The 26,870-nt window shown below is 63.0% G+C and carries 24 protein-coding genes and 1 pseudogene; 11 read left to right on the top strand and 14 right to left on the bottom strand.

Annotated features, from left to right (window positions below):
- Positions 1–821: 821 nt before the first annotated feature.
- The 6 genes from repC to guaB form a co-directional block, all read right to left on the bottom strand.
- Complete coding sequence (gene repC / locus E4T66_RS03190; protein ID WP_000743064.1) at positions 822–1,703, bottom strand: replication protein C, IncQ-type; 882 nt, start codon at positions 1,701–1,703, stop codon at positions 822–824.
- Positions 1,690–2,517 carry a helicase RepA family protein gene (locus E4T66_RS03185; protein ID WP_001162384.1) on the bottom strand — a complete coding sequence of 276 codons (828 nt, stop codon included), beginning with the start codon at positions 2,515–2,517 and terminating at the stop codon, positions 1,690–1,692. The genes repC and E4T66_RS03185 overlap by 14 nt, the downstream gene beginning before the upstream one ends.
- A gap of 4 nt (positions 2,518–2,521) precedes the next feature.
- A complete protein-coding gene (locus tag E4T66_RS03180) occupies positions 2,522–2,743 on the bottom strand; it encodes a helix-turn-helix transcriptional regulator (protein WP_001179606.1) in 222 nt (73 codons plus the stop codon).
- A 147-nt stretch (positions 2,744–2,890) separates the two neighbouring features.
- Positions 2,891–4,093, bottom strand: coding sequence for a tyrosine-type recombinase/integrase (locus E4T66_RS03175; protein ID WP_000954590.1), 1,203 nt, complete (start codon positions 4,091–4,093; stop codon positions 2,891–2,893).
- 304 nt (positions 4,094–4,397) lie between these two features.
- Positions 4,398–5,972 (bottom strand): glutamine-hydrolyzing GMP synthase, encoded by a 1,575-nt coding sequence (gene guaA / locus E4T66_RS03170; RefSeq protein ID WP_136847437.1) that lies wholly within the window; start codon positions 5,970–5,972, stop codon positions 4,398–4,400.
- A 49-nt stretch (positions 5,973–6,021) separates the two neighbouring features.
- Entirely contained in the window at positions 6,022–7,485 is a 1,464-nt protein-coding gene (guaB, locus tag E4T66_RS03165; protein WP_136847436.1) for an IMP dehydrogenase, read from the bottom strand.
- A gap of 118 nt (positions 7,486–7,603) precedes the next feature.
- On the opposite strand from guaB, the gene xseA reads away from it, so the two are divergent.
- From xseA to purH, 4 genes and pseudogenes are all read left to right on the top strand, one after another.
- Complete coding sequence (xseA, locus tag E4T66_RS03160; protein WP_136847435.1) at positions 7,604–8,998, top strand: exodeoxyribonuclease VII large subunit; 1,395 nt, start codon at positions 7,604–7,606, stop codon at positions 8,996–8,998.
- 2 nt (positions 8,999–9,000) lie between these two features.
- Positions 9,001–9,870, top strand: a pseudogene (prmA, locus tag E4T66_RS03155) (50S ribosomal protein L11 methyltransferase); the annotation flags it as partial.
- Between the two features lie 581 nt (positions 9,871–10,451).
- Positions 10,452–10,721 carry a helix-turn-helix domain-containing protein gene (locus tag E4T66_RS03150; RefSeq protein ID WP_136847433.1) on the top strand — a complete coding sequence of 90 codons (270 nt, stop codon included), beginning with the start codon at positions 10,452–10,454 and terminating at the stop codon, positions 10,719–10,721.
- Positions 10,722–10,802: 81 nt separating this feature from the next.
- Positions 10,803–12,365, top strand: a complete 1,563-nt coding sequence (gene purH, locus E4T66_RS03145) for a bifunctional phosphoribosylaminoimidazolecarboxamide formyltransferase/IMP cyclohydrolase (RefSeq protein WP_136847432.1) — start codon at positions 10,803–10,805, stop codon at positions 12,363–12,365.
- Between the two features lie 69 nt (positions 12,366–12,434).
- On the opposite strand, the gene E4T66_RS03140 is transcribed toward purH, so the two are convergent.
- Genes E4T66_RS03140 through E4T66_RS03130 form a run of 3 tightly spaced genes read right to left on the bottom strand, consistent with a single transcriptional unit; the run spans position 12,435 to position 14,347 of the window.
- Positions 12,435–13,304, bottom strand: coding sequence for a DUF4097 family beta strand repeat-containing protein (locus E4T66_RS03140; RefSeq protein ID WP_136847431.1), 870 nt, complete (start codon positions 13,302–13,304; stop codon positions 12,435–12,437).
- A 24-nt stretch (positions 13,305–13,328) separates the two neighbouring features.
- Positions 13,329–13,781, bottom strand: a complete 453-nt coding sequence (locus E4T66_RS03135) for a hypothetical protein (protein WP_136847430.1) — start codon at positions 13,779–13,781, stop codon at positions 13,329–13,331.
- Positions 13,778–14,347 (bottom strand): RNA polymerase sigma factor, encoded by a 570-nt coding sequence (locus E4T66_RS03130; RefSeq protein ID WP_248679382.1) that lies wholly within the window; start codon positions 14,345–14,347, stop codon positions 13,778–13,780. Before E4T66_RS03130 ends, E4T66_RS03135 begins: the two co-directional genes overlap by 4 nt.
- A 214-nt stretch (positions 14,348–14,561) precedes the next feature.
- Between E4T66_RS03130 and E4T66_RS03125 the strand changes: the two genes are divergently transcribed.
- From E4T66_RS03125 to E4T66_RS03110, 4 genes are read left to right on the top strand one after another with little or no spacing between them, the layout of a single operon-like run.
- Positions 14,562–15,323 (top strand): glutathione S-transferase N-terminal domain-containing protein, encoded by a 762-nt coding sequence (locus E4T66_RS03125; RefSeq protein WP_136847428.1) that lies wholly within the window; start codon positions 14,562–14,564, stop codon positions 15,321–15,323.
- 12 nt (positions 15,324–15,335) lie between these two features.
- On the top strand, positions 15,336–16,226 hold the full coding sequence (locus E4T66_RS03120; RefSeq protein WP_136847427.1) for a CHAD domain-containing protein: 891 nt from the start codon (positions 15,336–15,338) through the stop codon (positions 16,224–16,226).
- Positions 16,223–16,780: a GNAT family N-acetyltransferase gene (locus E4T66_RS03115; RefSeq protein WP_136847426.1), complete on the top strand. Its 558-nt coding sequence runs from the start codon at positions 16,223–16,225 to the stop codon at positions 16,778–16,780. Before E4T66_RS03120 ends, E4T66_RS03115 begins: the two co-directional genes overlap by 4 nt.
- Entirely contained in the window at positions 16,777–17,430 is a 654-nt protein-coding gene (locus tag E4T66_RS03110) for a LysE family translocator (protein ID WP_136847425.1), read from the top strand. Before E4T66_RS03115 ends, E4T66_RS03110 begins: the two co-directional genes overlap by 4 nt.
- 27 nt (positions 17,431–17,457) lie before the next feature.
- Here the strand turns inward: E4T66_RS03110 and E4T66_RS03105 are convergent, their stop codons facing one another.
- The 4 genes from E4T66_RS03105 to E4T66_RS03090 are packed head-to-tail and all read right to left on the bottom strand — an operon-like array spanning position 17,458 to position 21,597.
- Positions 17,458–18,120, bottom strand: a complete 663-nt coding sequence (locus E4T66_RS03105) for an MOSC domain-containing protein (RefSeq protein ID WP_136847424.1) — start codon at positions 18,118–18,120, stop codon at positions 17,458–17,460.
- 28 nt (positions 18,121–18,148) lie between these two features.
- Positions 18,149–19,330, bottom strand: a complete 1,182-nt coding sequence (locus E4T66_RS03100; protein WP_136847423.1) for a hypothetical protein — start codon at positions 19,328–19,330, stop codon at positions 18,149–18,151.
- Positions 19,323–19,901: a sigma-70 family RNA polymerase sigma factor gene (locus E4T66_RS03095; protein WP_211242735.1), complete on the bottom strand. Its 579-nt coding sequence runs from the start codon at positions 19,899–19,901 to the stop codon at positions 19,323–19,325. Before E4T66_RS03095 ends, E4T66_RS03100 begins: the two co-directional genes overlap by 8 nt.
- A complete protein-coding gene (locus E4T66_RS03090) occupies positions 19,879–21,597 on the bottom strand; it encodes a vWA domain-containing protein (RefSeq protein ID WP_136847525.1) in 1,719 nt (572 codons plus the stop codon). The genes E4T66_RS03095 and E4T66_RS03090 overlap by 23 nt, the downstream gene beginning before the upstream one ends.
- A 135-nt stretch (positions 21,598–21,732) precedes the next feature.
- On the opposite strand from E4T66_RS03090, the gene E4T66_RS03085 reads away from it, so the two are divergent.
- Entirely contained in the window at positions 21,733–22,650 is a 918-nt protein-coding gene (locus E4T66_RS03085; protein ID WP_136847422.1) for an alpha/beta hydrolase, read from the top strand.
- A gap of 10 nt (positions 22,651–22,660) precedes the next feature.
- Here the strand turns inward: E4T66_RS03085 and E4T66_RS03080 are convergent, their stop codons facing one another.
- Complete coding sequence (locus E4T66_RS03080; protein WP_136847421.1) at positions 22,661–23,275, bottom strand: TetR/AcrR family transcriptional regulator; 615 nt, start codon at positions 23,273–23,275, stop codon at positions 22,661–22,663.
- A gap of 211 nt (positions 23,276–23,486) precedes the next feature.
- Between E4T66_RS03080 and E4T66_RS03075 the strand changes: the two genes are divergently transcribed.
- Positions 23,487–24,692 carry an acetyl-CoA C-acetyltransferase gene (locus tag E4T66_RS03075; RefSeq protein ID WP_136847420.1) on the top strand — a complete coding sequence of 402 codons (1,206 nt, stop codon included), beginning with the start codon at positions 23,487–23,489 and terminating at the stop codon, positions 24,690–24,692.
- 18 nt (positions 24,693–24,710) lie between these two features.
- Positions 24,711–26,846: a 3-hydroxyacyl-CoA dehydrogenase NAD-binding domain-containing protein gene (locus tag E4T66_RS03070; protein WP_136847419.1), complete on the top strand. Its 2,136-nt coding sequence runs from the start codon at positions 24,711–24,713 to the stop codon at positions 26,844–26,846.
- Positions 26,847–26,870 lie beyond the last annotated feature (24 nt).

Below are 26,870 nucleotides of genomic sequence, written 5' to 3'. Positions count from 1 at the left end.
GAAAATCTAGCGCATATCGAACGTAAAGCGTTTTATCGTCAAACAAACACCGATTCTTGGCAACATAACCGTAATCGTCACCAAATCGGCCTGCAATCGACATAGTCGCTTCAAAATCGCTGCTCAATCGGCTTTAAATCGGAACCTAAAATGCCAACAATCGACACAAACCATTCGCCCCGATGGGGCGAGTTGGACGCCAAAAAAGAAGGGCATAACCCGCCCCTCAAGTGTCAATGAACACAAGAAATTTGCCTCCCCTCCCGTCATACCACTAAGGCGACGTATTGATACTTGAGGGGCAACCTTTCCTGATGTTGACACCTTCACGCAGGTTACTGGTTATGGGCGTCCAACACACACGGCTCATTCCTGCTTGGTAATAATAAGAATAATAATCTTCTTATTATTCTTACCGAACGAATGGGCACTGCTTAGCCATTTCACGTTTCGAGCCAAGGTTTCAGTACAGATAACTACAAGTGCACACAGCGGCCCTCCAGCACCGTTAGACGCAGATTCTGCTTCAGCTCATGGAATAAGGGACTCCGGGTTGTTTTCCCCTCTCACAAGGCGTTTCAGCGGCCACTGAAGCCGCCTTCTCTTCTTGGCGTTAAACCATCGGCCTATGGCCGATTGATAAAGCCCGCCAGGGCTTTATTGGCAAGGTCAGAACGCGCCCTCAAGGCGCGAGCTGCACCGCGCATGATGGATTATCTTTAGATAATCTTGGATGGATTTCCCAAACTGCCCGCAAAGCAGCGCACCGTCTGGGTTTTCCAAATTGGGACGGGGAACGTTACGACGGCAGAAGGGGAGCGTTACGACGGTAACAAGGGAACGTTACGACGGTAAACGGGTGCAGTTGCCGTGGGGCCAGGCCTCTTGATCTCCCATTTTCCCTTGGCGTATTCGTTCACTACCCAACCCACGGCGGCAAGTTCGGCCAGTGCCTTCCGGGCAGTCTGACGGCGTTTTTTCATAGCTTCGGCATTGGCTTCATCTGGCCAGACATAGCCGCAAAGCGTGTCCAGTTCCACGCGCCCGGATTTGCCGGGGTCGATCCAGCCGCATAGCCGTTGGTGCATCAGCCGTGCCGGATCAGTCTGTAGCACCCGCACTTCCGCCATGTCGATACGGGCATATGGACGATGCCCCAGGATCGCTTCGGCAATACGCGGATTCAGGGCAACCCATAGCCTGCCGTCCGTCTCGTCAAAAGCATGACTCATCAGGTGGAACGCGGCTTGCCGCCGTCCCTTCGTCACAAGGATGGTGACGTTCGACATGCGCAGCAGGCTGGCTTTGAGCGCCTTGATGTTGTCGCCGCTATCCGTCATGCCCGTTTCTGAGAGCAGTTTGGTCAGGCTCTCACGAACCACCAAGCCGTCTTGCTCAATGGCTTCGAAACGGGGTTCAAGGAATAGCCGTAGCTGTCGCCCCGTCTCACTGGTCGGTTCCGGGGTTAGCAAGATGCCGTTCGGGCCGCCAAGGGCCACGATGCCTTGCAAAAGACGCATATCATCGGCCCCGAGAGGTTCGAATCCGACGAAACGCATGGATTCGTCCTCGCCAAAGGTGTAGGTCACGTCCAGCTTGCAGCGTTTGCGATCGCCACGCTTGAGGCTGCGGAACAGGCCAGGTGCCAAACAGTGCGCGGGATCATGTCGGACGTGGGTCAGGTCATGCTTAGGCTTCTTCACGCTGTCTCCTTTTCACCTTGCACTGCCGCTCCAGTACAGCAGGCTTCAACACGCCGCCGTCGTGCCGTCTAAACCAGAGTTCTTGAAAAGGTGCGCCATAGTTGGCCTTGCTGACGCCAAAGCGGACAAAATACCCACGCTGACAATCATCGACCCCCAGTATCTCGGCCTCGCCTTGCGTCATGCCGGATAGGTACGATTGCCAACGGATGTTATCAACCAGTACGGACGATCCACGACTGGCCTGCTGTTGATCGCCCGACCCCATCATGGCTGCGCTTTTACTCGCGTGGTGCAGAAACACAATGGAGCAGCCTGTATCAGCGGCTATGGCCTCCATGTGCCCAACAACCTGCGCCATCGGCCCGCTAGCGTTCTCCTCCTCAATGTGGAAGCGCCGCAAAGTGTCCAAGATCATCAAGCGACGACCTTCAGCGGCTCGTTTGAGAGCATCGAACCAGCTAGCAGCCATGATGTTTGGGCATTTACCGATCAAGGGTTCAATGAGCAAACCATCAGCCACGGCTTGCCGTTCCGCTGCGCTGAGGTGTGCCCCAAGGGCGTGCAGACGATGGTGAATAGCGGCCGGTGGATCTTCAGCAGGCAGATAGACCACTTGCCCGGTGGGAAACTCGCCTATTTCAAGTAAATCAGGCCCGCCTGCAATCTGTGCAGCCAATTGAAGGGCCAACATGGATTTACCAGCCCCACCAGGCGACACAAGAGCACCAACAGTGCCAGCAACCATATTAGGCAGAACATAATCAATGGGTGGCGGCAATTCCGTGAAAGCCGCCATAAGATCAAGAGCCATATAACTAGCCCTCTATAGGGCCAGGTCGCGCAGCTTGATCACCCGATGATTTACGTGCCTCAATCCACTCTTCGACCTCTGACAAATCCCAGGCGACATTTCTACTGGTTAACGCGATACGGCGTGGAAAATCCCCTCGCTGCTCCAGGTTATAAATTGTTCGTGTCGAAAGCGGGATCATCTCCAGGAGCTTCTTCCTGTTGATGAGGGTCTTTATATTTTGCATGGGTCAATACCTCTCAAATGAATAGTTGCTATTCATCGAGTAGCTGCGCGAAGCAGCTAATCGGTAATTGACCTGCCCGATGCCAATGGCGGCCTTATTTATAAATTCACGGCATCAACTTCAATGCTATCAAAGATAGCAAAAACATCAACCCTTACTGCCTCCCGAAGTCCACTCATCAATCATATCGGCCCAATCCTGCAACATCGCCGCCCGCTGCTCGCGGTACTCAGCCTTGTTGTAGACAGCCCTCACGCCCTTCTGCTCGTGCGCCAGGCACTTCTCGATCCAGTCGGTGTTGTAGCCGGCCTCATGCAACAGCGTGCTGGCTGTGCGCCGCAAATCATGCGGTCCGAACTTGGTAAGTGACTTCCCATCTTTCTGCGCCGCCTTGTAAGTCAGCGTCAGCACCTGGTTAAGTGTGGCAGCGCTCATCGGCGCATCCGAGTCGTACCGTGATGGCAAAACGAAGTCGGAACCACCGGCAAAGGTTTTCATGGCAATGAAAATATCCAGAGCCTGCTGGGACAGAAATACCAGGTGCGGGTTACGGCGTTTCATCCGCTCCTTTGGAATCGTCCACAACGCTTCGCTGAAATTGATCTCGCTCCAGGTCGCATTGGTCAGCTCGCTCTTGCGCACCATCGTCAGCAATAACAGCTTGGCCGCCGCACGGTTTGTTGGGCTTGTGCCCACTCGCTCCATGTACTGGTACATCAGCCCAATTTCTTCTGGCGTCAACGCTCGGTCACGTGGCTCGAATCGAGCGATGCTTGTTGGGCGCACCAGTTCTGCCGGGTTTTCGACCTTCTGCCCACGCTCGATGGCCCAGCGAAATACCTGCAACACGATTTCACGCACATGAACGGCGGTGGCCGGTGCGCCTCGCTCAACAATGGCATCAGCCAGCGCCCGCAAGTCTTCGTGGGTGATCTCCACCAGCTTCTGATTGCTGAATTTCGGCTTCAGCTCACGCTCATAAACCGAGCGGCGCATATCGCGGGTGGAGTCGGCCATCTGGTAGCCACGCAGCCACTTCTCCGCCCAGGCACCGAACGTCTCTGCATCTTTCACCCGCGCCTTGTCTCGGGCTTTCTCCTTGGCCGGCGACTTGCCCGCCGCAACCATCTTCTTGGCGTCACCCAACAGCTCGCGGGCTTCGGCCAGGGTGATGCCACCGACACCATAACGCCCAAAGGTGATGGTCTCCTGCCGACCGTTGATTGAGTAGTTGTAACGGAACGAGATGGAGCCGGCTGGAGTCACTGCCACATAGAGACCTTCCCGGTCATTCACTTTGTAGAGTTTGTCCCTGGGCTTGAGATTGCGCAGCTTGGTATCGGTCAGCATGTACCTTGTCCTTCTTCGTCTCCGATACCATGCTGAAAAAATCTCGAATTTATCGTATTTTTTCTTACGAAACAGTAACTTATAGAATATTAATACCATGAACACACAAAAGAACGCAGCATGGTATCGGCATCAATCATGGCATCGCCAAACCATAATACCAGCTTTAATGCCATGCTCAAACGGTGCTTGGCGCTTCCTCCCGTTGCCAGATCGTGCCAAACACAAACAAAAAAAAGCCCGCAATTACGCGGGCTTAGCGGCATTTCATGCCATCAGGTGCCTGGCTGTGCCAGACGCGGAATCATTCCCACTCGATCGTCGCCGGCGGCTTGCCGGAGACGTCATAGACGACGCGGGAGACGCCGGGGATTTCGTTGACGATGCGCCGTGAGCAGACGTCCAGCAGCTCATAGGGAAGATGCGCCCACTGTGCGGTCATGAAGTCGATGGTCTGCACCGCGCGCAGCGCGATCACCGGTTCATAGCGGCGGCCGTCGCCGGTCACACCGACCGACTTCACCGGCAGGAACACGGCGAAGGCCTGACTGGTCTTGTCGTACCAGCCGGACTTGCGCAGCTCCTCGATGAAGATGTGGTCGGCCAGACGCAGTGTGTCGGCGGCGGCCTTGGTGACTTCGCCCAGAATGCGCACGCCCAGACCCGGACCCGGGAACGGATGACGATAGACCATCTCGCGCGGCAGACCGAGTTCGACACCGATCTCGCGCACTTCGTCCTTGAACAGTTCGCGCAGCGGCTCGACCAGCTGCATCTTCATGTGCTCGGGCAGACCGCCGACGTTGTGATGGCTCTTGATCACATGCGCCTTCTTGGTCTTGGCGCCGGCCGACTCGATGACATCCGGATAGATCGTGCCCTGCGCCAGGAAGTCGATGCCTTCGAGCTTGTTCGATTCCTGCTCGAACACTTCGACGAACAGGCGGCCGATGATCTTGCGCTTGGCCTCCGGGTCTGCCTCGCCTTGCAGTTCACTCAGGAAGCGCTCTTCGGCATTGACGCGGATGACCTTCACGCCGAGATGATCGGCGAAGATCTTCATGACCTGATCGCCTTCCTGATGCCGCAGCAGGCCGTGGTCAACGAACACGCAGGTCAGCTGATCGCCGATCGCGCGATGCAGCAGCGCGGCGACCACCGAGGAATCGACGCCGCCGGACAGGCCCAGCAGCACCTTGCGGTCACCGACCTGGGCGCGCACGCGTGCGATCGCATCCTCGATGATGTTGTCCGCGGTCCAGGCATTGCCGCAGCCGCAGATGTCGTGAACGAAGCGCGAATAGATGCGCTTGCCCTGAGTCGTATGGGTGACTTCCGGATGGAACTGCAGCGCGTAGTAGCCGCGATCCTCGTCGGCGATGCCGGCAATCGGCACGTCCTTGGTCGAGGCGATCAGCTTGAATCCGGCCGGCAGTTCAGTGACGTGATCGCCATGCGACATCCAGACGTCGAGCAGCCCGTGGCCCTCGTCGTTGACGCGGTCCTCAATGTCCTTCAGCAGCTTCGAGTGCCCGCGCGCACGAATCTCGGCGTAACCGAATTCCTTCACCGTGCCCGGCGCCACCGCACCGCCGAGTTGCGCGGCCATCGTCTGCATGCCGTAGCAGATGCCCAGCACCGGTACCTGCAGATCCCACACCGCCTGCGGCGCCCGCGGCGAACCGTCTTCGAGCACCGATTCGGGCCCGCCGGACAGGATCACACCGCTCGGCGCAAATGCGCGGAGTTCGGCGTCGTCCATGTCCCAGGGATGCAGTTCGCAATAGACCCCGAGTTCTCGCACCCGGCGCGCAATCAGCTGGGTGTACTGACTGCCGAAATCCAGGATCAGGATCTTGTCGGAATGGATGTTCTTCAAGCGTGTGGTTCCCAACTGAAAAGCCCCGGCGAACCGGGGCGGAGGCCAATCATTCGACGCGGTAGTTCGGCGCTTCCTTGGTGATCGTCACGTCGTGTACGTGCGACTCCTTGACGCCGGCCGAGGTGATCTTGACGAACTGGGTCTTGGTCCGCAGCTCTTCGATGCTCTTGCAGCCGGTGTAGCCCATGCTGGCACGCAGGCCGCCGACCATCTGATGCACGATCGCCGACATCGGACCCTTGTACGGCACGCGGCCTTCGATGCCTTCCGGCACCAGCTTCTCGACTTCCGAGGTGGTGTCCTGGAAGTAGCGGTCCTTGGAACCCTGCGCCATCGCACCCAGCGAGCCCATGCCGCGGTAGGACTTGTACGACCGGCCCTGATACAGCTCCACCTCGCCCGGCGCTTCTTCGGTACCGGCCAGCATCGAACCGACCATGACCACATAGGCCCCCGCTGCGAGCGCCTTGGAGAAGTCACCGGAATAGCGCACGCCGCCATCGGCGATCAGCGGCAGGCCCTTGGACTTGAGCGCCTCGGCCACCTGCATGACTGCGCTGATCTGCGGCACACCGACGCCGGCGACCACACGTGTGGTGCAGATCGACCCCGGGCCGATCCCGACCTTGACCGCATCCGCGCCGGCATCCGCCAGCGCCAGTGCCGCGTCGCCGGTGGCGATGTTGCCGCCGATGACCTGCAGTGCGTCACCGTACTGCTTCTTGATCTGCGCCACGCGCTGAATCACACCCAGCGAATGGCCATGCGCAGTGTCGACCACGACCACGTCCACTCCGGCTTCGACCAGCGCTGCGACGCGCTCGTCGGTATCCGCGCCGGTGCCCACCGCGGCACCCACGCGCAGCCTGCCCTTCTCGTCCTTGCAGGCGCTGGGAAAGTCGGTCGACTTCTGGATGTCCTTGACGGTGATCATGCCGCGCAGTTCAAAGCGGTCATTGATCACCAGCACCTTTTCGATGCGATGCTCGTGCAGCTTGGAAATGACTTCTTCCTTGGACGCGCCTTCCTTGACCGTGACCAGACGCGCCTTCGGCGTCATCACGCGCGACACCGGCTCGTCGTAGCGGGTCTCAAAACGCAGGTCGCGGCTGGTGACGATGCCGACCAGCGCCTTGCCGTCCACCACCGGCACGCCGGAAATGCGGTTGGCGCGAGTCAGCTTGAGCACTTCACCGACGGTCATCGTCGGCGGCACCGTGATCGGATCGACGATCACGCCGGATTCGTATTTCTTGACCTGGCGGACTTCCAGCGCCTGGCGCTCGGCCGACATGTTCTTGTGAATGATGCCGAGGCCGCCTTCCTGTGCCAGCGCGATCGCCAGCTTGGCCTCGGTCACCGTATCCATCGCCGCGGAAACCAGCGGAACGTTCAGGGTGATACGGCGGGTCAGCGCGGTGCGCAAATCAACCTGGCGAGGCAGAACATCCGAAAACGCCGGGAGGAGGAGTACGTCGTCGAAGGTCAGAGCTTCGGTCTGGATCCGCATGGCAGGTCCGGGAGGAGATGAAGCGGCTCATTATAGGCGATGACGGGGCGCTTGCGCCGCTCCGACCGTTCCGATTGGCGCGCAAACACCACCAATAGACACTAAGCTGTGCGCCCCCATGAGCCGACTTGCCGATCAAGCCGCCCCCACCGGCAACCGCACCGTTTACCAGGTCTCCGAACTGGCCGAGACCTTGCGCGCACTGATTGAAGGCGCGCTTCCGCGGGTCTGGGTCCAGGGCGAGATCTCCAATCTGTCGCGACCGGCGTCCGGACATTGGTATTTCACGCTAAAGGACGCCAATGCACAGTTGCGCAGCGCGATGTTCCGCAATACCAATTTCCATGTGCGTCCAGTGCCCAGCAACGGCGACCAGGTCCTGGTCCGCGCCCAGGTCAGTCTCTACACCGCCCGCGGCGACCTGCAGCTGATCTGCGAGCACATGGAACCGGCCGGCGAAGGTGCGCTGCTGCGCGCTTTCGAGGAGCTCAAGAAACGTCTGGCCGCCGAAGGCCTGTTCGCGCCCGAACTCAAGCGCCCGATTCCGGCCGTGCCGCGCGCCATCGGAATCATCACTTCGGCCACTGGCGCGGCGATCCAGGACATCACCAGCACGCTGGCGCGGCGCTTCCCGCTGGCCCCGGTCTATCTGTATCCGGTGCCGGTCCAGGGCAGCGAAGCGGCGCCGGCGATCGTGCGCGCACTGGCCGAACTGCCGCGGCGGGTTGCGGTGGACGTGATCCTGCTGGCGCGCGGCGGGGGCTCGCTAGAAGACCTGTGGGCGTTCAACGAGGAAACCGTCGCGCGCGCAATCCGCGCCTGCACAGTGCCGGTGGTCAGCGGCGTCGGTCACGAAACCGATACCACCATCGCCGATTACGTGGCGGACCTGCGCGCACCGACGCCCACCGGGGCGGCCGAGCGCATCAGCCCGGATATCGCCGACTGGCACCGCAACCTAGTGCAGCAACAGACCCGTGCGCAGGCTGCGCTGCAGCGGCGCCTGCGCAGCGATGCCGAACGCCTGCACGGTCTGCTGCAGCGCATGCATCATCAGCACCCGGAACGCCGACTGCAGGAACGCTCGCAACGCCTGGATGAATCGGCACAGCGCAGCGCGCAAGCGATCAGCAAGCTGTTGCGCGAACGCGAACGTCATCTGCAGCAGTTGCAGGCGCGCCTGCACGCCAGCGCGCCGGCAACCCGCCTGCAACTGCGCCGCGCCGAACTGGCCACGCTGCGGCATCGACTGCTAGCGGCCGGTCGCCGCCGCATCGAAACCGCTCGGGCGCAGTGGCAGCGTCAGCAATCGGCGCTCGATTCCCTGAGTCCGCGCGCCGTACTGGCACGCGGCTATTCAATCGCGCTCGATGCCGACGGCCGCGCGCTGACCGACACCGCGGGCCTGCAGCGCGGCGACGCACTGCGCGTGCTGCTGGCACGCGGCGCCGTCGATGCCACCGTGCAGCACACCGATCCCGATCAATCCCCTTCCATCAGCCGCGAGTCCTGACAATGGCCTGGCTACAACTGCGGGTTCAAACCGCACACCCGGAATTTGCCGACGAACTGCTGCTGGCGCATGGCGCCCAGGCGGTCAGCTTCATCGATGCCGAGGACAACCCGGTACTGGAGCCGGCGCCGGGCGAAACCCGGCTGTGGTCGCGCACGGTCACCATCGGCCTGTTCACGGACGACACCGATCTCAACCCGGTGATCACCGGTCTGCGCGAACTGCTGCCGGATGGCGCCGACGCCGCATTTGCCGACGAATTGATCGAGGACCAGGACTGGATCCGCATCTGGCTCAAGGACTGCCCGCCACTGAAATTCGGCGAACGCCTGTGGGTGGTGCCACACGAGAAAGCATCCGAAGTCACCCAGTCCGATGCCGTGCTGCTGCGCCTGGACCCCGGCCTGGCATTCGGCACCGGCACCCACCCCACCACTGCACTGTGCCTGGAATGGCTGGCGACGCAGGACCTCAGCGGCAAGACCGTGCTCGACTACGGCTGCGGCTCCGGTGTGCTGGCGATCGCCGCCCTGCTGCTTGGCGCTGAACGCGCGGTCTGTGTCGACATCGACCCGCAGGCACTGACCGCCACGCGCAGCAACGCCGCCGACAACGGCGTCGCCGACCGCGTCACCACACTGCTGCCGGCCGACTTCGTGCCGTTCCCCGCCGACATCGTTGTTGCCAATATTCTCGCCGGCCCACTGCTGCAACTGGCGCCGCTGCTGGCCAGCAGCATTACACCCGGCGGACGGCTGGCACTGGCCGGGCTGCTCGATCGGCACGCACAGGAAATCCGCGACGCCTACGACGCCTGGTTCGACTGTGATGACGATGTCTCGCGCGAAGGCTGGACCCGGATCAGCGCGCAATGCCGCATGCCGGCGCTGATCGCGCTGCACCGCTATGGCCCCTTGCTGGCATCGGCCGGGCAACCGCAGCCACTGCACTTCCCGGTGCTGGCGCAGGCCGGCTACACGGCGGTGATCAATCTGGCGATGCCGACGTCGCCGAATTATCTCGACGACGAAGCGCAACTGTGCGCGAACGCTGGCCTCAGCTACCACGCGATCCCGGTGCCGTTCGATGCGCCGACGCCGCAGCATGCACAGCAGTTTCTGGATCTGATGAAAACCCTGTCCGGGCAGAAAGTGCTGGTGCACTGCGCCCTGAATCTGCGCGCGTCCGCGTTCGTCTTTCTCCATCGCGTCCTGAACTTAGGCGACAGTGTGGAAGCAGCTCGCCAGGAGTTGCACACGATCTGGCAACCCGCCCCCGCATGGTCGAAGCTGATCGAAACCATGCTGGCAACGGACGCCAATTGAGTGTCACATCTCGCGCCCGGAAACGACTCAGGAAAATCCCTGCTTTTTCCGGCACCGGCTTGGGGGTATGATTGCCGCCCTTTTCGCCGAGCCGCCGCAGCGTTTGCGCGTGTTTGAGAACGAAACCCATGTCCTCCCTTCGATCTTCAGACATCAAACCCTTGGGCCATTCGGTTCAGGATTCTCTGGATGATTTCTTCCGCACGCTGAACGGGCACGCGCCGAAGAACCTCTACGACCTGTTCCTGGATCAGGTCGAGCCCCCCTTGCTGCTGGCGACCCTGCGCTATTGCTTCGGCAATCAGTCGCGCGCCGCTGAGATGCTGGGGCTGAACCGCGCCACGCTGCGCAAGAAACTCAAACAGCACAAGATCGATCCCGACACGCTCAAGCTCTGAAGCGTGATCGCAGCCGGCCTGCGACGGTGTCGCACCGGCATTAATTACTCTTTTCCTGACTGACTACGGACACTGCGGCCCATGAAAACTCCGGTCCGACGCGCACTCCTTTCTGTTTCCGACAAGGCCGGCATCGTCGAATTCGCGCAAGAACTGGCGCAGCGCGGCGTCGCCCTGCTCTCCACCGGCGGCACCTACAAACTGCTGCGCGACAGCGGCCTCGAAGTCACCGAGGTCAGCCGCCACACCGGCTTTCCCGAGATCATGGACGGCCGCGTCAAGACCCTGCACCCGAAGATTCATGGCGGCCTGCTCGGCCGGCGCGACATCGACGAAAGCGTGATGGCCGAGCACGGCATCGCGCCGATCGATCTGTTGGTGGTGAACCTGTATCCGTTCGAAGCCACGGTCGCCAAATCCGACTGCACGCGGGAAGACGCGATCGAGAACATCGACATCGGCGGTCCGGCGATGCTGCGCGCGGCCGCCAAGAATCATGCGTGGGTCAGCGTGCTGACCGACCCGGCGGACTATCCGCAGGTGCTGGCTGAAATCGACGCCGGCGGTGTCGAGCAGGCCACACGCGAACGCCTCGCGCTGAAAACCTACGCGCTGACCTCCCGCTACGACGCCGCAGTCTCGGCCTATCTGTCGAGCCTGCTCGACGATGGCACGCGCAGCGCCTTCCCTGGTGTGTTCGGCCTGCAGTTCGACAAGCAGCAGGATCTGCGCTACGGCGAGAACCCGCACCAGAACGCCGCGTTCTACCGCGAACGCAACGCCGAAACCGGCACGATTTCGGCGGCGAACCAGTTGCAGGGCAAGGAACTGTCGTACAACAACATCGCCGACGCCGACGCCGCGCTGGAATGCGTGAAGTCGTTCGATGCGCCGGCCTGCGTGATCGTCAAGCACGCAAACCCCTGCGGCGTCGCTGTGCGCAGCACGATCGGTGAAGCCTATGAACAAGCCTTCATCACCGATCCGACCTCGGCCTTCGGCGGCATCATTGCCTTCAACCGCGAACTCGACGGCGAGACCGCCAAGCGCATCGTCGAACGTCAGTTCGTCGAAGTCATCATTGCGCCGAGCATCAGCGCGGCCGCACGCAACGCCGTCGCCGCCAAGCAGAACGTACGCCTGCTCGAATGCGGCCAGTGGCCGGCACAGCGCGCGCGCAGTTTTGACTACAAGCGCGTCGCCGGCGGCCTGCTGGTGCAGGATGTCGACGCTGCCGTGGTGCAGGCGGGTGAACTCAAGGTCGTCAGCAAGCGCGCACCGACCGAAGCCGAACTGCGCGATCTGATCTTTGCCTGGCGCGTCGCCAAGTTCGTCAAATCCAACGCGATCGTCTACGCACGCAATGAAATGACCATTGGAGTCGGCGCCGGACAGATGAGTCGCGTGTATTCGGCCAAGATTGCCGGCATCAAGGCTGCCGACGAGAAGCTCGAAGTCCCGGGTTCGGTGATGGCCTCGGACGCGTTCTTCCCGTTCCGCGACGGCATCGACGCCGCCGCTGCGGCCGGCATCACTGCGGTGATCCAGCCCGGCGGCTCGATGCGCGATGCCGAAGTCATTGCCGCGGCCGATGAGGCCGGCATGGCAATGGTGTTCACCGGGATCCGTCACTTCCGGCACTAAGGGCTCGAGTCGCAGCAAAAAGCCCGCGCTGAAGCGCGGGCTTTTTTGTGTACGCAGCCCGGCCGCGGTTCAGCGCTTGCCGAGTCGGATGTCGCCACTGAAGCTGTGCAGATCGATCTGGCCCTTGCCGTCACCCAGCACGGCGTCGAACTTGCGCGTATCCCCGCTTTGGGGCCCGAACTCGCCGCCCAGCTCGCCGCTGAAAGTCTTCAAAGAGATCGAAGCGTTCGGCGTCTGCGCCAGACGGACGTTGATGTCGCCGGAGAGGGATTCGGCGCTTAGCTCACTGCGGCCGCCCAGCGCGCAGTCAACAATGATGTCACCGGACACCGCTTCAGCCGACACCGACTCGAACGGTCCGCCTGAAATTTTTACGTCGCCGGACACCGACTCGCTCTTGACGCTGCCACGCCCGCCCTCGACATTGATGTCACCGCTGACCGTGTGCAGCTCAGCGCGCTGCGAGGGTGCACGCAGGTTGATGTCGCCACTGACGGTTTCCAGTGAGATATCCCTGGATTCGACCTCGGCCTGCACTTCGCCACTGACGCTGCTGGCGTGCAGCTCGCCCTCGATCCCATTGATCCTCAGATCGGCGCTGACCGCTTCAAGCGTGACCGCCGCAGCGCGCGGAACATTGAGCTTCAGCAGCGTCTCCTCAACCCGATTGCGGTTGTTGCGCGGATAACGCACATAAATCTTGAGACTGCCGGCATCGCCGCTGATGTCGAGCTTCTCGACGTCGGCGCCGAGTTCGCCGGAGATCGAGACCTCCTTCTTGTCCCAGGCGCTGACAACAATTTCACCGGCGAGATTGTTGACGCTGACACGCCCGTCCGCCTGCAGCGGCCGGGTTTCATTGATCGGGGTGCCGGCCCAGGCCGGAGCCAGTACGGTGCCGGCAATCACTGCGGCAATGATCCAATCCAGTTTCAACATGGTTTTTGCTCCGAAATGCAGGCTCTAGATGGCCTGCTGCAATTGCTGGTGCAGCTCGCTGCGCTGTTCACGGACCGATGCCAGCAGGCGCTGCAGAGACGCCGACTCCGGATCGCTGTCCAGTGCGTAACGCAGCTGACGTTCCGCGTCCTTGACGATCGCCAGATTCGCCTTCAGCAGGGCTTTTTCCTGCGGCGCCACGACGCCGGCGACCCGCGCGACCACCGCCGGCGTCGCAGTCGAAACTGCCTCAGTCGCAGGCCGCTGCAACCAGATGCCGGCGGCCATGATTCCGGCAAACCCGGCTGCGGCCGCGTAGCCGAGCCAGTCGCCCAGCGACCGGCGACGTCGCAGCCGCGGCGCGATCGTCAGCCACAGATCGCGCTCCGGCGCTTGCGCCAGATCCAGCCGCTGCAGCGCCGCGATGACATCGTCGTCAGCGTCGGCCCGCGCGTCCGGCGGCGTCTGGGTCCTCATGCGAGCCACTCCTTCATCAATTTGCGTGCGCGATGCAGCTGCGCCTTGGACGTACCGACCGCGATGCCGGTCAGCGCCGCGATTTCCTCATGCCGATAGCCCTCGACGTCGTGCAGCATGATCACCGCGCGTGCACCTTTAGGCAGCCGCGCCAGTGCGCGTTCGACATCGAGCCGTTCTCCGCTCGATCGATGCGGATCGTGACCGGGCTCGTTGCCCGCCTGCTCGGCCAGATGGTCGTCAAAACTGACCCAGCGACGCAGCAGTCGATACTCGCCGAGCACCAGATTCACCGCCAGGCGATGCAGCCAGGTGCTGAACTGAGCTTCGCCACGAAAGCTGCCAAGCTTCTCCCAGGCCCGCACGAATACATCCTGCGTGTAGTGCTCGGCCTTGCCGCGATCACCGTCGACCAAACGCACGCACAAGCCAAAAACGCGGTCGACGTGGCGCCGGTACAACTGCTCGAACGCCGCCGCATCGCCGGCCACTGCCGCGCGAACCCAGTCCGCATCTGTCGGTTGCGCTGCCTGCGCGACATGTTCATTCGCCCGAGCTGACTGCACGCCGGTCCCCCTGCCGTCTGCCCATCCGCTGGTCCATGTCGGTGTGATCATCGCCGATATGACGCCCGACAGGCGAAAAGGGTTTGAACCGGCCGGTTTTTTGCCCACACGAGCCGGCTTCACCGCAGCCCCTTTGGCGTCCGCAACGGCCGCAGCCTTGCGGTCGGTCCGTGCATAATGGTCGACTCGACACCTGCCCGACCGGAGACCGTCCATGCAGCATGCGCTCAACGTCGCCAGCTCCGTGCTGACCAGCACCGCTGCACTGTGGCGCGGCACCGATGCGTTCCGGCCGGCACGGAAGCAGCCCGAACAGCCGCTCGCGCTGTACGAGTTCGAAGGCTGTCCATATTGCCGCATGCTGCGCTCGGCGCTGACCGAGCTGGATCTGGACGTGATGATCTATCCGTGCCCCAAGAACGGGACGCGCTTCCGCCCCAAGGTTGCAACCCTCGGTGGCAAGACCCAGTTCCCGTTTCTGCACGATCCGAATACCGGTGCGCGACTCTACGAATCGGCTGACATTGCCGAATATCTGGCGCGCACCTACGACGGGAAGCTCCGCGCCGAGCGCGCGCTACCGCATTCACTGAGCCTGCTCGGAAGCATGACTGCGAGCGCGACACGTCCGCACGCCGGCATGCGCGCACGGCCGTCACGCGCACCGGAGCAACCGCTGGAGCTGTACAGCTTCGAATCCAGTCCGTACTCGCGTCTGGTACGTGAAAAACTCTGCGAACTGGAACTGCCGTACCTGCTGCACAACACCGGCAAGGCACGCTGGAGCGACATGGGTCCGCCGCAGATGCGCGACCGCCTGTTCAAGGGCCCCAAGGACGGCAGCCGCAATCGCCGCGCACTGCTGGAGCGCACCGGACGGGTGCAGGTGCCCTATCTGATTGATCCGAATACCGGCAGCGAGATGTACGAGTCGGCCGCGATCATCGATTACCTGCAGCGCACCTACGCGCTGTAGCCGGTTGCTGCCGTGGGCTTCAGCGTCGACCCGCGACTCACGCCCGGTGCCGCGCTGCACCAGGCCGCACGGCGCGAACTGGACCTGGCGCTTGCGGGCCTGCGCGAACCATCGGCTGAAACAGTCCATCAGGCCCGCAAGAGCCTGAAGAAGCTGCGCGCGTGGCTGCGGCTGCTGCGCGGTGAACTCGCCACGCACTACGTGCTGCTGAACCGTCTGCTGCGCGATGCCGGACGCAGCCTGTCCGGGCAACGCGATGCCGTTGTTGCGCTGCAGACCTTGCGGCGCCTGCGTCTCGGGCGTCAGCTGACACAGCCGCAATACCACGCGCTGCGCAGCTTGCTGTCGCGCCAGATCGAAGCCAGCGACCTCAGTGCAGCAGCGTCGCGCTCACGTCAGCTGATGAAGGCGGCGCGGCTCTATCTCGATGACATTGACCTCGGCTCCCTGGATGCCGACAGCGGCGACCTCACGCTGCGGCGCCATCTGCGCAACCAGCATTCACGCTGCCGCCGTCAATTGCAGCGCGTCGGCGCACGCCCGCAGGCTGAACTGCTGCACAACTGGCGCAAGCAGGTGAAGTACCTCGGCTATCAACACGGCCTGCTGGCCCCGCGTCTGCGCGAAGCCGGCGCTGACGTTGGCGCGCTCAAGGCCCTGGGCGAGACCCTGGGCCTGCATCACGATTTTCATGCACTGGCGCAACGGCTGGAGCGCTGCGCGCAGCAACGCGACGCCGACCAGCTGGTTCTGCTGCGCTCACGCGAACTGATCCAGCAGCGCCTGTCCAGCCTGAGTGACACCGCATTGCGTCAGGGGCACGCGCTGTTCGACACCACGCCGAAACGATCGTCGACACACACTACCAGCGCCCACAGCAATCCCATGCACAACCGCACATGAGCCAAGCTGTCACCACCTGGTATCTGGAAATGCGCACGCGCGCGGCACTGCGCCGCGCCGACGTGCCGAGCCCCGCGCCGCTGATCCTGCGAGCGCAGCACGCGCAACCGGCCCTGAATCGTTTTCTGTACACCGCGGTCGGCGGACACTGGCACTGGCGCGACCGGCTCAGCTGGTCGCACGCGCGCTGGATGCGTTATCTCGATCGGCCGGAGGTACAGACCTGGGTGATGTATTGCGACGGCACGCCGGCCGGATACATCGAGCTTGAACGCCAGTACGACAACGACGTCGAGATCGCCTACTTCGGGTTGATGCCCGAGTTCACCGGACGCGGCCTCGGCGGACACCTGCTCAGCGTCGGGATCGATCGCGCCTGGTCGATGGGCGCGGTGCGTGTCTGGGTCCACACCTGCACGCTCGACGGACCGCACGCACTGGCCAACTATCAGGCGCGCGGCATGGAGCTGTATCACCAGGAGACGCGCCAGCTCGTCCTGCCGGTCAATACGGACGGACCCTGGCCGGGCTGGGACACCGAAGCAGCGGAATGAGCGCGCTGACCGAATCCTCAGGCTGGGCAATCTTCAGCGCGGTCGCTGCAGCACACGCGCTGGGCGTGATGTCGCCAGGTCCCGACTTCGCCATGGTGGTCCGGCAGTCGCTGGCACAAGGACGCGGCGCCGGCCTGTGGACCGCAGCCGGCATCGGCAGCGGCATTCTGTTTCACGTCAGCTACGGCTTGTTCGGCCTCAGCTGGCTGGTCCACAAGCTGCCGGGATCGATGCGCGTGATCGCCGTCGCTGGCGCGCTGTTCCTGTTGTGGATGGGCATTCAGGCGCTGCGCGCGGAGCCGCTGACAGCGCAGTCGGAAACCGCCGGCGGCACCCCACAACGCAGCAGCGCACAAAACTACTGGATCGGCCTGGCGACCAACGTACTCAATCCCAAGGCGACACTGTTCTTCGTTGCGCTGTTCACCGCGGTGATCAGCGGCCCCGTCAGCACTGATCTCAAACTGGCGCTGGCACTGTGGCTGCCGCTGACAACCTTCGGCTGGTTCGCGACCGTCGCATTGATGCTGTCGCATCCGGCCCTGCGTCGCGCACTGCGCGCGCACGCCCATCAACTCGATCACGCGATGGGCGTGATCCTGATCGCGCTCGGCACCATGGTCCTGATCGAAACACTGCGCAGTCTGTAGCTGCGCAGGCCGCGGCGGCGCTCGAGTTCAGGCGTTCTGCTGCAACCACTCCAGCCGCCGCTGCAGACGCTGCCGGCGTTCCGGCGCCAGGCCCGGCGTTTCAATCACACGCTGCATCTGTGCCGCACTCGGACGATGCAATGCACGCAGATCCCAGAACGCGCGCAGGCTGACCGGATCAGTGTTGCGTTCGACCAGCGTGATCGCATCACCGGCGCGAACCTGCCCGCGCTCGATCACGCGGTAGTACCAGCCGGCAATGCCCTCGCGCTCGATGAACTGCGCCATGCCGTCGACACCGTGGCGCGCGTCGATCTTCCAGCACGGCGAACGCGGCTGCCCCAGCTGCAGCAACACGGTCCCGGCGCGAAAAATGTCGCCGATACAGACTTCCGCCTCGTCCCAGGCATCCGTCGAAAAATTCTCGCCCATGCAGCCCGGTACCAGCTGCGCGGCAATGTCCGGAAACTGCGCGCGCAGACGCTCGAGATTGCGCGCCGGAAAATGATGCACCGCCTTTTCCAGCCCGCCATGAACGCGGAGATCCGCCTGCGTATCGCCGATCAATCCCTCCGGCCCAACATCCACAACCGTCGTCACCGGCTGCTTGAAGATCGCGGTCGGCCGTCCATCGTCCGGCATCGGCTGCACCCGGCCGAGATAGACGCTGTTGATGCATGTCGATTGCATGGCGGGAGTCTAAGGGTTCACCGCGGTGTCACGGACTGAGAGGCGCCTCGAAACCGGCATTGCGCGGCTGCGGCAGCGGTATCTGAGCGCGAGCCAAGTCGGCCGGCGCCATCTCCGCTGGCACGCCGACCAGACTGATCTGGTCGACATGGACCTCACCCTGACCGCGCTGCAAGGTCACTCCCAGCGCGATCGCCTCAGCATCAACGGGCACATCGAGAGTGACATCAACAGGCTGCCAGTCCTGTATGCCGGTCACGATCACTACCTGAGAATCAGTGCGATCTTGCGCGGCAACGACGTCAGCAGCGCCGGCGCGCAGCCACAGTTGCGCGTATCCCTGAACCAGATTCGGACGCAGCATGCCGCGCAGACGCAGACGCAGGCCGCGATACGGGGCAGCCGGCAATGTCTGGCGCAGTTCGATCCACCCCAGACCCGACCCTCCCTGCAGCAGCGCGGCTGCTCCGCCGGCATACGGTGCTGAAAGATCGACACCGACCCGGTTTTCACCCTCCGGCGACTGCGCAACGATCCACGCCGCAGGCGCGACCCAACGCTTCGTGTCGGCGCGATTCTCGTCCGTTTCCTCGCTCAGAACCGGTGCTGCGGCCGCATCCGCCATTTCGCTGCGTGACGCTGTCGTCAATGATTGCATCGCAACCGCAGGGGCAGCTTGTGCCGACGGCGTGGCGGCCCGTGCAGCAACAGCAGGCACCTCTCGATCAGGCGTTGACGGGAGCACCGAGGGCTCCGGCGCAGCGGCAATCTGCGCGGAACGCTTGAGGGATCGCTGCGGTGGCGGCATCTCCTTTGCCGGCGACTCGGCGGCGGCACCCAGCGCTGCACCAGCGTCGTCACTCGTCGTGGCACCTCCGCTGCGTTCGAATGCGTCCAGTGGCTGCTGCGGCGGCGCCGGAGCCATTGCGACCGACTCTTCATGCACGCGCGGCGCCTGCCGCGTGACGTTCCACGCCAGCGGCACACCGATCAGCAGCGTTGCCGCAAGCGCCAGCGGCAGCTGCCAGCGCGATGCGCGTCGACGACGCGGCGCCGCAGCCTGCGCCATCCGCAGCACCGCTCGGTCGAGCTCCGGCGGCGTGACTTCGCGCGATTCGTCACGGTAGCCACGACTCAGCGAAGAGACGCCCGCCAGATACTGCTGCAGCTGATCGTCGTCCGGCAGCTGCGGTGGCGATTGCTTACTCATCGAGCACCTCCCGCAATTTGGCCAGCGCGTAGCGCAGGCGGCTCTTGACGGTTTCACGACCGACGCCCTGGATCTGCGCAATCTGCTCCAGCGTCAGCTCGCGCTCTTCGCGCAACACGATGATCTCGCGCTGCTCCAACGGCAGAGCGTTCAATGCCGACAACACGCGGCCAACCGTCTGTTGGCGCTGAGCGATGGCTTCGGGCTGCAGCGTCGCATCCGCCGGCATCATGTCGTTCAACTCCGCGCCGGGCCGACTACGCCGGAAGTGATCCATCAAACGATTGTGTGCCAGCGCAAACAGCCAGGCACGAAACGGCGCGTCGGGACGGTAGCGCGCACGCGCATTCACCAGATTCCTCCACACGTCCTGAAACAGTTCGGAAGCGTCGGCCGCATCGACGTGGCGCAGGAAGTAGCGGTACAGCGCATCCTTGTGCCGGCGATACAGCGGCTCGAACGCTGCCGCATCGCCGGCGGCATAGGCCAGCATCAGTGATTCATCGGCTGGGTCCGGCGCTTCGGCAACGCCGGCACCCCAGTCCGCCTCAGCCGCAGTCGTCGGATTCACACCCGATCGCGCTCCCTGGTTTCACGGTGGTGGCATCCAGGCTGGCCGCGAGCTGCACCAGTTGCAGGAACTCGCCGCGCCAACCCTGATCATCGGACCCACGTGCGTTGCGCGCCAGCGCCAGCACGTCGTCGTATCCGAAGGATTCAGTGTAGCGTCCGCCGCGCAGCAGTTGGCCGAATCCAGCCACCGCCGCCGCGAAGCGGAAGTCGGCATCGGTGCGGTCGACACCGGCCAGCTGATCGCGCAAACGCAGTGGCCGTTCAATCAACTGGCTGCGATCTTCACCGGGACGCTTGTACCGCAGGCGCAGGAACGCCAGCTCGTCGGACACGGCTTCCGTCCCGGGCGTGGCGCCGTAGCGCAGCGGATCGACCTGCGTGCCTGCACTGCCAACCAGCGCGATCTCATACAGGGCAGTCACACTGTGCCCGGCGCCGATCTCGCCGGCATCCACCTTGTCGTTGTTGAAATCCTCGCGCGCCAGCGCACGGTTCTCGTAACCGATCAGGCGATACTCGGCCACCACCGCCGGATTGAATTCGATCTGGATCTTCACGTCCTGCGCAATCGTCTGCAGCATGGCTGCGCGCGAATGCACCAGCGCGCGACGCGCTTCTTCCAGACTGTCGATGTAGCTGTAGTTGCCGTTGCCGGCATCGGCCAGCTGCTCCATCAGCTGATCGTTGTAGTTGCCGCCGCCGAAGCCCAGGGTTGACAGCGCCACACCGGTCGCGCGCTTGCGCTCGGCCAGATCCTTGAGCTGTTCGAAGTTCACCGTGCCGACATTGAAGTCGCCGTCGGTCGCCAGCAGCACGCGATTGATTCCGCCGTCGATATGCGCCTGCTGTGCCAGCGCGTAAGCGGTTTCGATTCCTGCGGCACCGTTGGTACTGCCGCCGGCCTCGAGCTGGTCGATTGCGGCGATGATCTCGGCCTTCCGATTTCCCGGAGTCGGCGGCAACACCACACCGGACGCCCCGGCATACACCACCAGACTGATGCGGTCGCGCGCATCGAGCTGTTGGGTCAGCAGTTTCAGCGCCGACTTCGCCAGTGCCAGCTTGTCCGGTGACTGCATCGAACCGGAGACATCGACCAGGAACACCAGATTCGCCGGCGGCAATGCGCCCGACGGCTTCCAGCCCTGCACACCGATCCGCAGCAATCGCGTGTCGCGATTCCACGGCGTCGGCGCGAGCTGCGTATGCACCGCGAAAGGCGTCGCGCGATCGCTCGGCGGCGCATAGTCATATTCAAAGTAGTTGATCAGCTCTTCCACTCGCACCGCGTCCTGCGGCGGCAGCCGGCCCTCGCGCAACATGCGCCGCAGGTTGGCGTAGGCCCCGGTATCGACATCGATACTGAACGTGGACACCGGATGCTCCGCCGCGAGCAGCACGCCGGCATCGTCAAAATGCGCATAGGTTTCCCGGTCCTGCGACGGCATTGCGGCATACGCTGGCGCGAAGCCGCCGACCTGCTGCTTGGACAGCATCAGCGTCGGCGCGGCGCGCAGCGATTGCACTGCGGCGGCTCCAACCTCCGCCATCGCGTCCGTCATCTCCGCCGGCGCAGGGGCCGCAGCAGCGGTCGCTACATCCTCCTCTACAACGTTGCGCGCTTCACGCTCGGCCGGCGTCTGCGCGCAGGCGACTACGAGGACCGCGACGAGGGCGGCGTACGACATCTGCATTATTTTCATGGATCGCTCCGGTCAAAATTCGGTAGGGACAGGATCGATAACGCGGGCAACGCGCGAATGGGGTTAAATGTGGGCTCAACTTTTTCAATTCAGCGCCGCATCGCGCCGAACGCCGACGGAGTCCGCATGAGCAAGCCCTTCAAATCGGTCGAGTTTTTCAGCCACGGCACGACGATCCGGGGCGCCTGGTTTCCGGCCGCCGACAAGTCCCTGCTCAGCGCGCGCGGCACCCCCTGCGTGGTCATGGCGCATGGCCTCGGCGGAACCCGCGCAGCACGGCTGGACGCGTTTGCCGAGCGCTTCGCAGCCGCCGGCATGAACGTGCTGGTATTCGACTACCGCTGCTTCGGCGCCAGCGACGGCGAACCGCGCCAGCATCTGAACATCCGCGCACAGCTCGACGATTGGGCGGCCGCCATCGCCTACGCCCGTTCAGTCGATAGCGTCGACACCACGCGCATCGCGTTGTGGGGCAGTTCGTTCTCGGGCGGGCATGTCGTCACTGCGGCGGTCGAGGACGGCACGGTTGCAGCGATCAGCAGTCAGGGCCCGATGATGGACGGCCTGGCCGCGTTCACCAACCTGATCCGTTACGCCGGACTCGGCAATGCGCTGAAGCTCACCGCACACGCCGCCTGGGATGTATTCGGCACCATCGCCGGTCAGCGCCACCTGATCCCGATCGTGGGTAAACCCGGCGAACTTGCAGCGATGACCTCCAGCGACGCCGACGCCGGCTATCGTGCGATCGTGCCGGATGACTGGAGCGACCAGATCACTGCCTCGTGGATGCTGGAACTGCCGTTGTATCGGCCCCTGCTCAAAGCGGCGCACCTTCCATGTCCGGCGTTGATCTGCATCTGCCTGCGCGACTCGGTGGCCCCGGCCCAAGCCGCCGAAGCCGCCGCCGCCCGCGCGGGCGACAAAGCCGAGGTCAAACGCTACGACATCGGCCACTTCGACATCTATGTCGGCGACGGCTTCGAGCAGGCGGTCAGCGATCAGGTGGAGTTCTTTACCCGCGTGCTGAAACCGGCGGAGTGAAGGCAGCGCATCAAACCGGCTTGGCGATCGCCCGCCACAGCATCTCGAACAGGATGTTGGCCTGCTGGGTCAGCGGCTTCTTCATGCCACGCAACACATAGCTCTGACCGAGCCGGAACAGCACGCCAAAGATGTAGTCGAGCAGGATCTTTTCATCGACTTCGTCGGTCAACACGCCCTTGGAGCGACCTTCGCCCAGCACCTTGATGAAAGTTCCGAACAGCTCAGGGTTCTGGTACTCGCCCTGCTCACGCCAGGTATTGATGTAGACCGAGCTCATCACCAGCTGCACGATCTTGGGGTTCTTCTCGATGAAATCGAGCGCGACCCAGAACACTTTGCGCAGGCGTTCCTTGTAGTCCTCGATACCCTGCAGGTGATCGATCATGCGTTCGGCAAGCTTGCCGAGCCAGGTATCCAGGCTGGAAAACAGCAGCGCTTCCTTGCTGCCGTAGTACTTGTAGATCGTCTGCAAGGAGACGTTCGCGCCGCGCGCGATCTCGATCAGACCGACGCGGTGAAACTCGCGCTCGGCAAAGATATCCAGCACCGCCTGCTCGATCCGCACCCGCGTTTCGGGGTCGAGATGATGACGATCCACTGTTACCGATTCTGTCCTGCGCATGCATCCATCCCTATTTGTGTAATAACTGTTACTGCAAGTACCTCGACATCTTTCTGTAGTGCATTGACCGCTCGATCAAGCCTCACTTAAGCTCGGACCCGTGTTTGGTGCACCTGCAGGCACTCCGTCCCGCGAGCATCAATGCCATCGATGGCTGAATGGTAATTTACCTTACCAGCTGTCGCAAGTACTCCCAACTGACGAGGGCCCCATGGCCGAAGCATTCATCTACGACGCCGTGCGCACGCCGCGCGGCAAAGGCAAGAAAGACGGCAGCCTGCATCAGGTCACGCCGATCCATCTGGTAGCGACCTGCCTGAACGCGCTGCAGCAGCGCAATGGCCTGGACACCGCGTACGTCGACGATCTGGTGCTAGGCTGCGTGACGCCGGTCGGCGAACAGGGCGCAGATCTGGCGCGCATCGCCGTGCTGTATGCCGGCTGGGATGAATCGGTTGCCGGCGTGACGCAGTCGCGCTTCTGCGCGTCCGGCCTGGAATCGGTCAACCTGGCAGCGATGAAGGTTCTGTCCGGCTTCGAGGATCTGGTCGTCGGCGGCGGTGTCGAGAGCATGTCGCGCTGGCCGATGGGCAGCGACGGCGGCGCCTGGGCCATGGACCCGAAAGTCAACCAGATCACCGGCTTTGCGCCGCAGGGCATCGGCGCCGACACCATCGCCACGCTGGAAGGCTTTTCACGCCAGGACGTCGATACCTTTGCACTGCGCTCGCAGCAGCGCGCGGCGCGGGCCTGGGCCGAAGGCCGCTTCGGAAAATCGATCGTGCCGGTCAGGGATCTCAACGGTCTCACCGTGCTCGATCACGACGAATTCATCCGGGCGGATACCACGCTGGAAGGCCTGGCTCAGCTCAAACCTTCGTTCGAGCAGATGGGGCAGATGGCATTCGACGCCACGATCATGCGCAAGTACACGACGCTGGAGAAGATCAACCACGTGCACCACGCCGGCAACAGCTCCGGCATCGTCGACGGTGCCGCCGCGGTCCTGGTCGGCAACAAGAAAATCGGCAAGAAGCTAGGCCTGACGCCGCGGGCGCGCATCCGCGCCACGGCGGTCATGGGCTCGGAGCCGACGATCATGCTGACCGGCATCGGTCCCGCCTCGAAGAAGGCGCTGTCCAAGGCCGGCATGAGCGCCAGGGACATCGACCTGTTCGAGATCAACGAAGCCTTTGCTGCCGTGGTCATGCGCGCGGCTCGTGATCTTGAGATCGACATGGATCGGGTCAACGTCAACGGCGGCGCCATTGCGATGGGCCATCCGCTCGGCGCCACCGGCGCAATGATTCTCGGCACCGTGCTCGACGAACTCGAACGCACCGGCAAGCAGACCGGCCTGGTCTCGCTGTGCGTCGGCGGCGGCATGGGTATCGCCACCATCATCGAACGCGTCTAACGCCAACCGGGAACAAACATGACTGCAGTGCAATACAACAAGGACGCAGACGGCATCGTCACGCTGGTGCTGGACATGCCTGGCCGTTCGATGAACGTACTCAATGAGGAACTCACCGGCCCGTTCGGCGACGCGATCACTCAGATCGAAAACGATGCTTCGGTGACCGGCGTGATCCTGACCTCCGGCAAGAAGGAGTTTCTCGCCGGCGCGGACATCGAGAAGGTCTACGCGATGACCGATCCGCAGCAGGCCTTCGAGATGGCCGAAGCCTATAAGGCCTTCCTGCGCCGGCTGGAAAAATGCGGTCGCCCGGTGGTCGCGGCGCTCAATGGCACGGCGCTGGGCGGCGGCCTGGAACTCGCTCTGGCCTGCCACTACCGCGTCGCGATCAACGATCCGAAAACCAAGATCGGCCTGCCCGAGGTCAAGCTCGGCCTGCTGCCCGGCGGCGGCGGTACGCAGCGCCTGCCGCGTCTGATCGGCATCCAGGCGTCATTGCCGCTGATGCTCGAAGGCAAGGAGCTGAATCCGGAGAAAGCCAAGGCGGCCGGCATCATTCATGAACTGGCCAGCGACCACGACGACATGCTGGCCAAGGCGCGCGCCTGGATCGTCGCCAACCCGAAGGCGATGCAGCCGTGGGACGACAAGAAGTTCAAATGGCCTGGCGGTGATTCCAAGAGCCCCGCCAACGTACAGATGTGGGCGATTGCGCCGTCGATGGCCAGCGCCAAGAGCCAGGGCAACTATCCGGCGCTGACACACATCATGTCCTGTGTCTTCGAAGGCGGCATCACCGACTTCGAAACCGGCTGCCGCGTCGAGTCCCGCTACTTCGCCGCCTGCGTGGTATCGCAAGTGTCGAAGAACATGATCGGCACCCTGTGGTTCCAGCTGGGCGGCATCAACAAGGGCAGCTCGCGGCCGGACGGCATCGAGCGCTCGAAAGTCGGCAAGCTCGGCATCCTCGGCGCCGGCATGATGGGCGCCGGCATCGCCTATGCCGCAGCCAAAGTCGGCATCGAAACCGTACTGCTCGATACCAGCCAGGACAACGCCGACAAGGGCAAGGCCTATTCAGCCGCACTGCTCGACAAGCAGATCAAGCGCGGACGCATGACGGCGCAGGGCAAGGATGAGTTTCTGGCGAGGATCAAGGCCACGACCGACTACGCCGATCTGAAAGGCTGCGACCTGGTCATCGAAGCAGTATTCGAGGACCGCGGAATCAAGGCCGATGTCACACAGAAGGCCGAAGCCCTGTTGGGCAAGAACGCGATCTTCGCGTCCAATACCTCAACGCTGCCGATCACGGGGCTGGCGCAGGCCTCGGTGCGGCCGAGGAACTTCATCGGCCTGCATTTCTTCTCGCCGGTCGACAAGATGCCGCTGGTCGAGATCATCAAGGGCAAGAAGACTGCACCTGAAACGCTGGCACGCGCCTTCGACTTCGTGCAGCAGATCAAGAAGACCCCGATCGTGGTCAACGACGCGCGCGGCTTCTATACCTCGCGCTGCTTCGCGACCTACCCGATGGAAGGCATGACCCTGCTCGCCGAAGGCCAGCATCCGCGTGCCATCGAAATGGCTGGCCTGCAGGCGGGCATGCCGGTCGGTCCGCTGGCGGTGCAGGACGAGGTCTCGCTGTCACTGTCGATGCATGTACTCGAACAGACGCGCAAGGACTACGCCGCCGAAGGCAAGACGATGTCCGAGCACCCCGGTGTCGCCGTGGTCGAGAAGATGTGCAAGACGCTCGATCGTCCCGGCAAGAAGGCCGGCAAGGGCTTCTACGACTATCCCGCCGGCGGACAGAAGCACCTGTGGTCCGGACTGACCGAACAGTTTCCGCTCGCCGAGCAGCTGCCGCAGCAGGAGCTGATCGACCGCCTGATGTTTGCGCAGGCAAACGAAGCGGCGAAGTGTTACGAGGAAAAAGTGGTGGAGTCCGTCGCCGACACCAACATCGGCTCGATCTTTGGTTGGGGCTTCGCGCCGTTCCAGGGTGGCGCCCTGCAGTTCATCAATGCCTACGGCGTCGACAATTTCGTCAAGCGCTCGAAGGAGCTGGCGAAGCAATACGGCGAGCGCTTCAAGCCGGCACGCATCCTCGTGCGCATGGCGAAGGAAGGGAGCACATTCAATGCATAACAAGCTACTGGCGCAGGGCGCCTA

Origin of the sequence: Sinimarinibacterium arenosum, from assembly GCF_005047655.1 — a bacterium.
GTDB lineage: Bacteria > Pseudomonadota > Gammaproteobacteria > Nevskiales > Nevskiaceae > Solimonas.
Note: the sequence above shows the minus strand (reverse complement) of the source record. Positions and strands in the feature narration are given on the sequence as shown.

Excerpts from the sequence above, each read along its gene's own strand:
- E4T66_RS03080 (WP_136847421.1), bottom strand. The coding sequence starts at position 23,275 with ATGCGCAGGACAGAATCGGTAACAGTGGATCGTCATCATCTCGACCCC.
- E4T66_RS03135 (WP_136847430.1), bottom strand. The coding sequence starts at position 13,781 with ATGAGGACCCAGACGCCGCCGGACGCGCGGGCCGACGCTGACGACGAT.
- purH (WP_136847432.1), top strand. The coding sequence starts at position 10,803 with ATGAAAACTCCGGTCCGACGCGCACTCCTTTCTGTTTCCGACAAGGCC.
- E4T66_RS03110 (WP_136847425.1), top strand. The coding sequence starts at position 16,777 with ATGAGCGCGCTGACCGAATCCTCAGGCTGGGCAATCTTCAGCGCGGTC.
- E4T66_RS03105 (WP_136847424.1), bottom strand. The coding sequence starts at position 18,120 with ATGCAATCGACATGCATCAACAGCGTCTATCTCGGCCGGGTGCAGCCG.
- E4T66_RS03075 (WP_136847420.1), top strand. The coding sequence starts at position 23,487 with ATGGCCGAAGCATTCATCTACGACGCCGTGCGCACGCCGCGCGGCAAA.
- E4T66_RS03175 (WP_000954590.1), bottom strand. The coding sequence starts at position 4,093 with ATGCTGACCGATACCAAGCTGCGCAATCTCAAGCCCAGGGACAAACTC.
- E4T66_RS03185 (WP_001162384.1), bottom strand. The coding sequence starts at position 2,517 with ATGGCTCTTGATCTTATGGCGGCTTTCACGGAATTGCCGCCACCCATT.
- E4T66_RS03085 (WP_136847422.1), top strand. The coding sequence starts at position 21,733 with ATGAGCAAGCCCTTCAAATCGGTCGAGTTTTTCAGCCACGGCACGACG.
- E4T66_RS03070 (WP_136847419.1), top strand. The coding sequence starts at position 24,711 with ATGACTGCAGTGCAATACAACAAGGACGCAGACGGCATCGTCACGCTG.
- E4T66_RS03150 (WP_136847433.1), top strand. The coding sequence starts at position 10,452 with ATGTCCTCCCTTCGATCTTCAGACATCAAACCCTTGGGCCATTCGGTT.
- guaB (WP_136847436.1), bottom strand. The coding sequence starts at position 7,485 with ATGCGGATCCAGACCGAAGCTCTGACCTTCGACGACGTACTCCTCCTC.
- E4T66_RS03100 (WP_136847423.1), bottom strand. The coding sequence starts at position 19,330 with ATGAGTAAGCAATCGCCACCGCAGCTGCCGGACGACGATCAGCTGCAG.
- E4T66_RS03140 (WP_136847431.1), bottom strand. The coding sequence starts at position 13,304 with ATGTTGAAACTGGATTGGATCATTGCCGCAGTGATTGCCGGCACCGTA.
- xseA (WP_136847435.1), top strand. The coding sequence starts at position 7,604 with ATGAGCCGACTTGCCGATCAAGCCGCCCCCACCGGCAACCGCACCGTT.
- E4T66_RS03115 (WP_136847426.1), top strand. The coding sequence starts at position 16,223 with ATGAGCCAAGCTGTCACCACCTGGTATCTGGAAATGCGCACGCGCGCG.
- E4T66_RS03180 (WP_001179606.1), bottom strand. The coding sequence starts at position 2,743 with ATGCAAAATATAAAGACCCTCATCAACAGGAAGAAGCTCCTGGAGATG.
- E4T66_RS03090 (WP_136847525.1), bottom strand. The coding sequence starts at position 21,597 with ATGCAGATGTCGTACGCCGCCCTCGTCGCGGTCCTCGTAGTCGCCTGC.
- E4T66_RS03125 (WP_136847428.1), top strand. The coding sequence starts at position 14,562 with ATGCAGCATGCGCTCAACGTCGCCAGCTCCGTGCTGACCAGCACCGCT.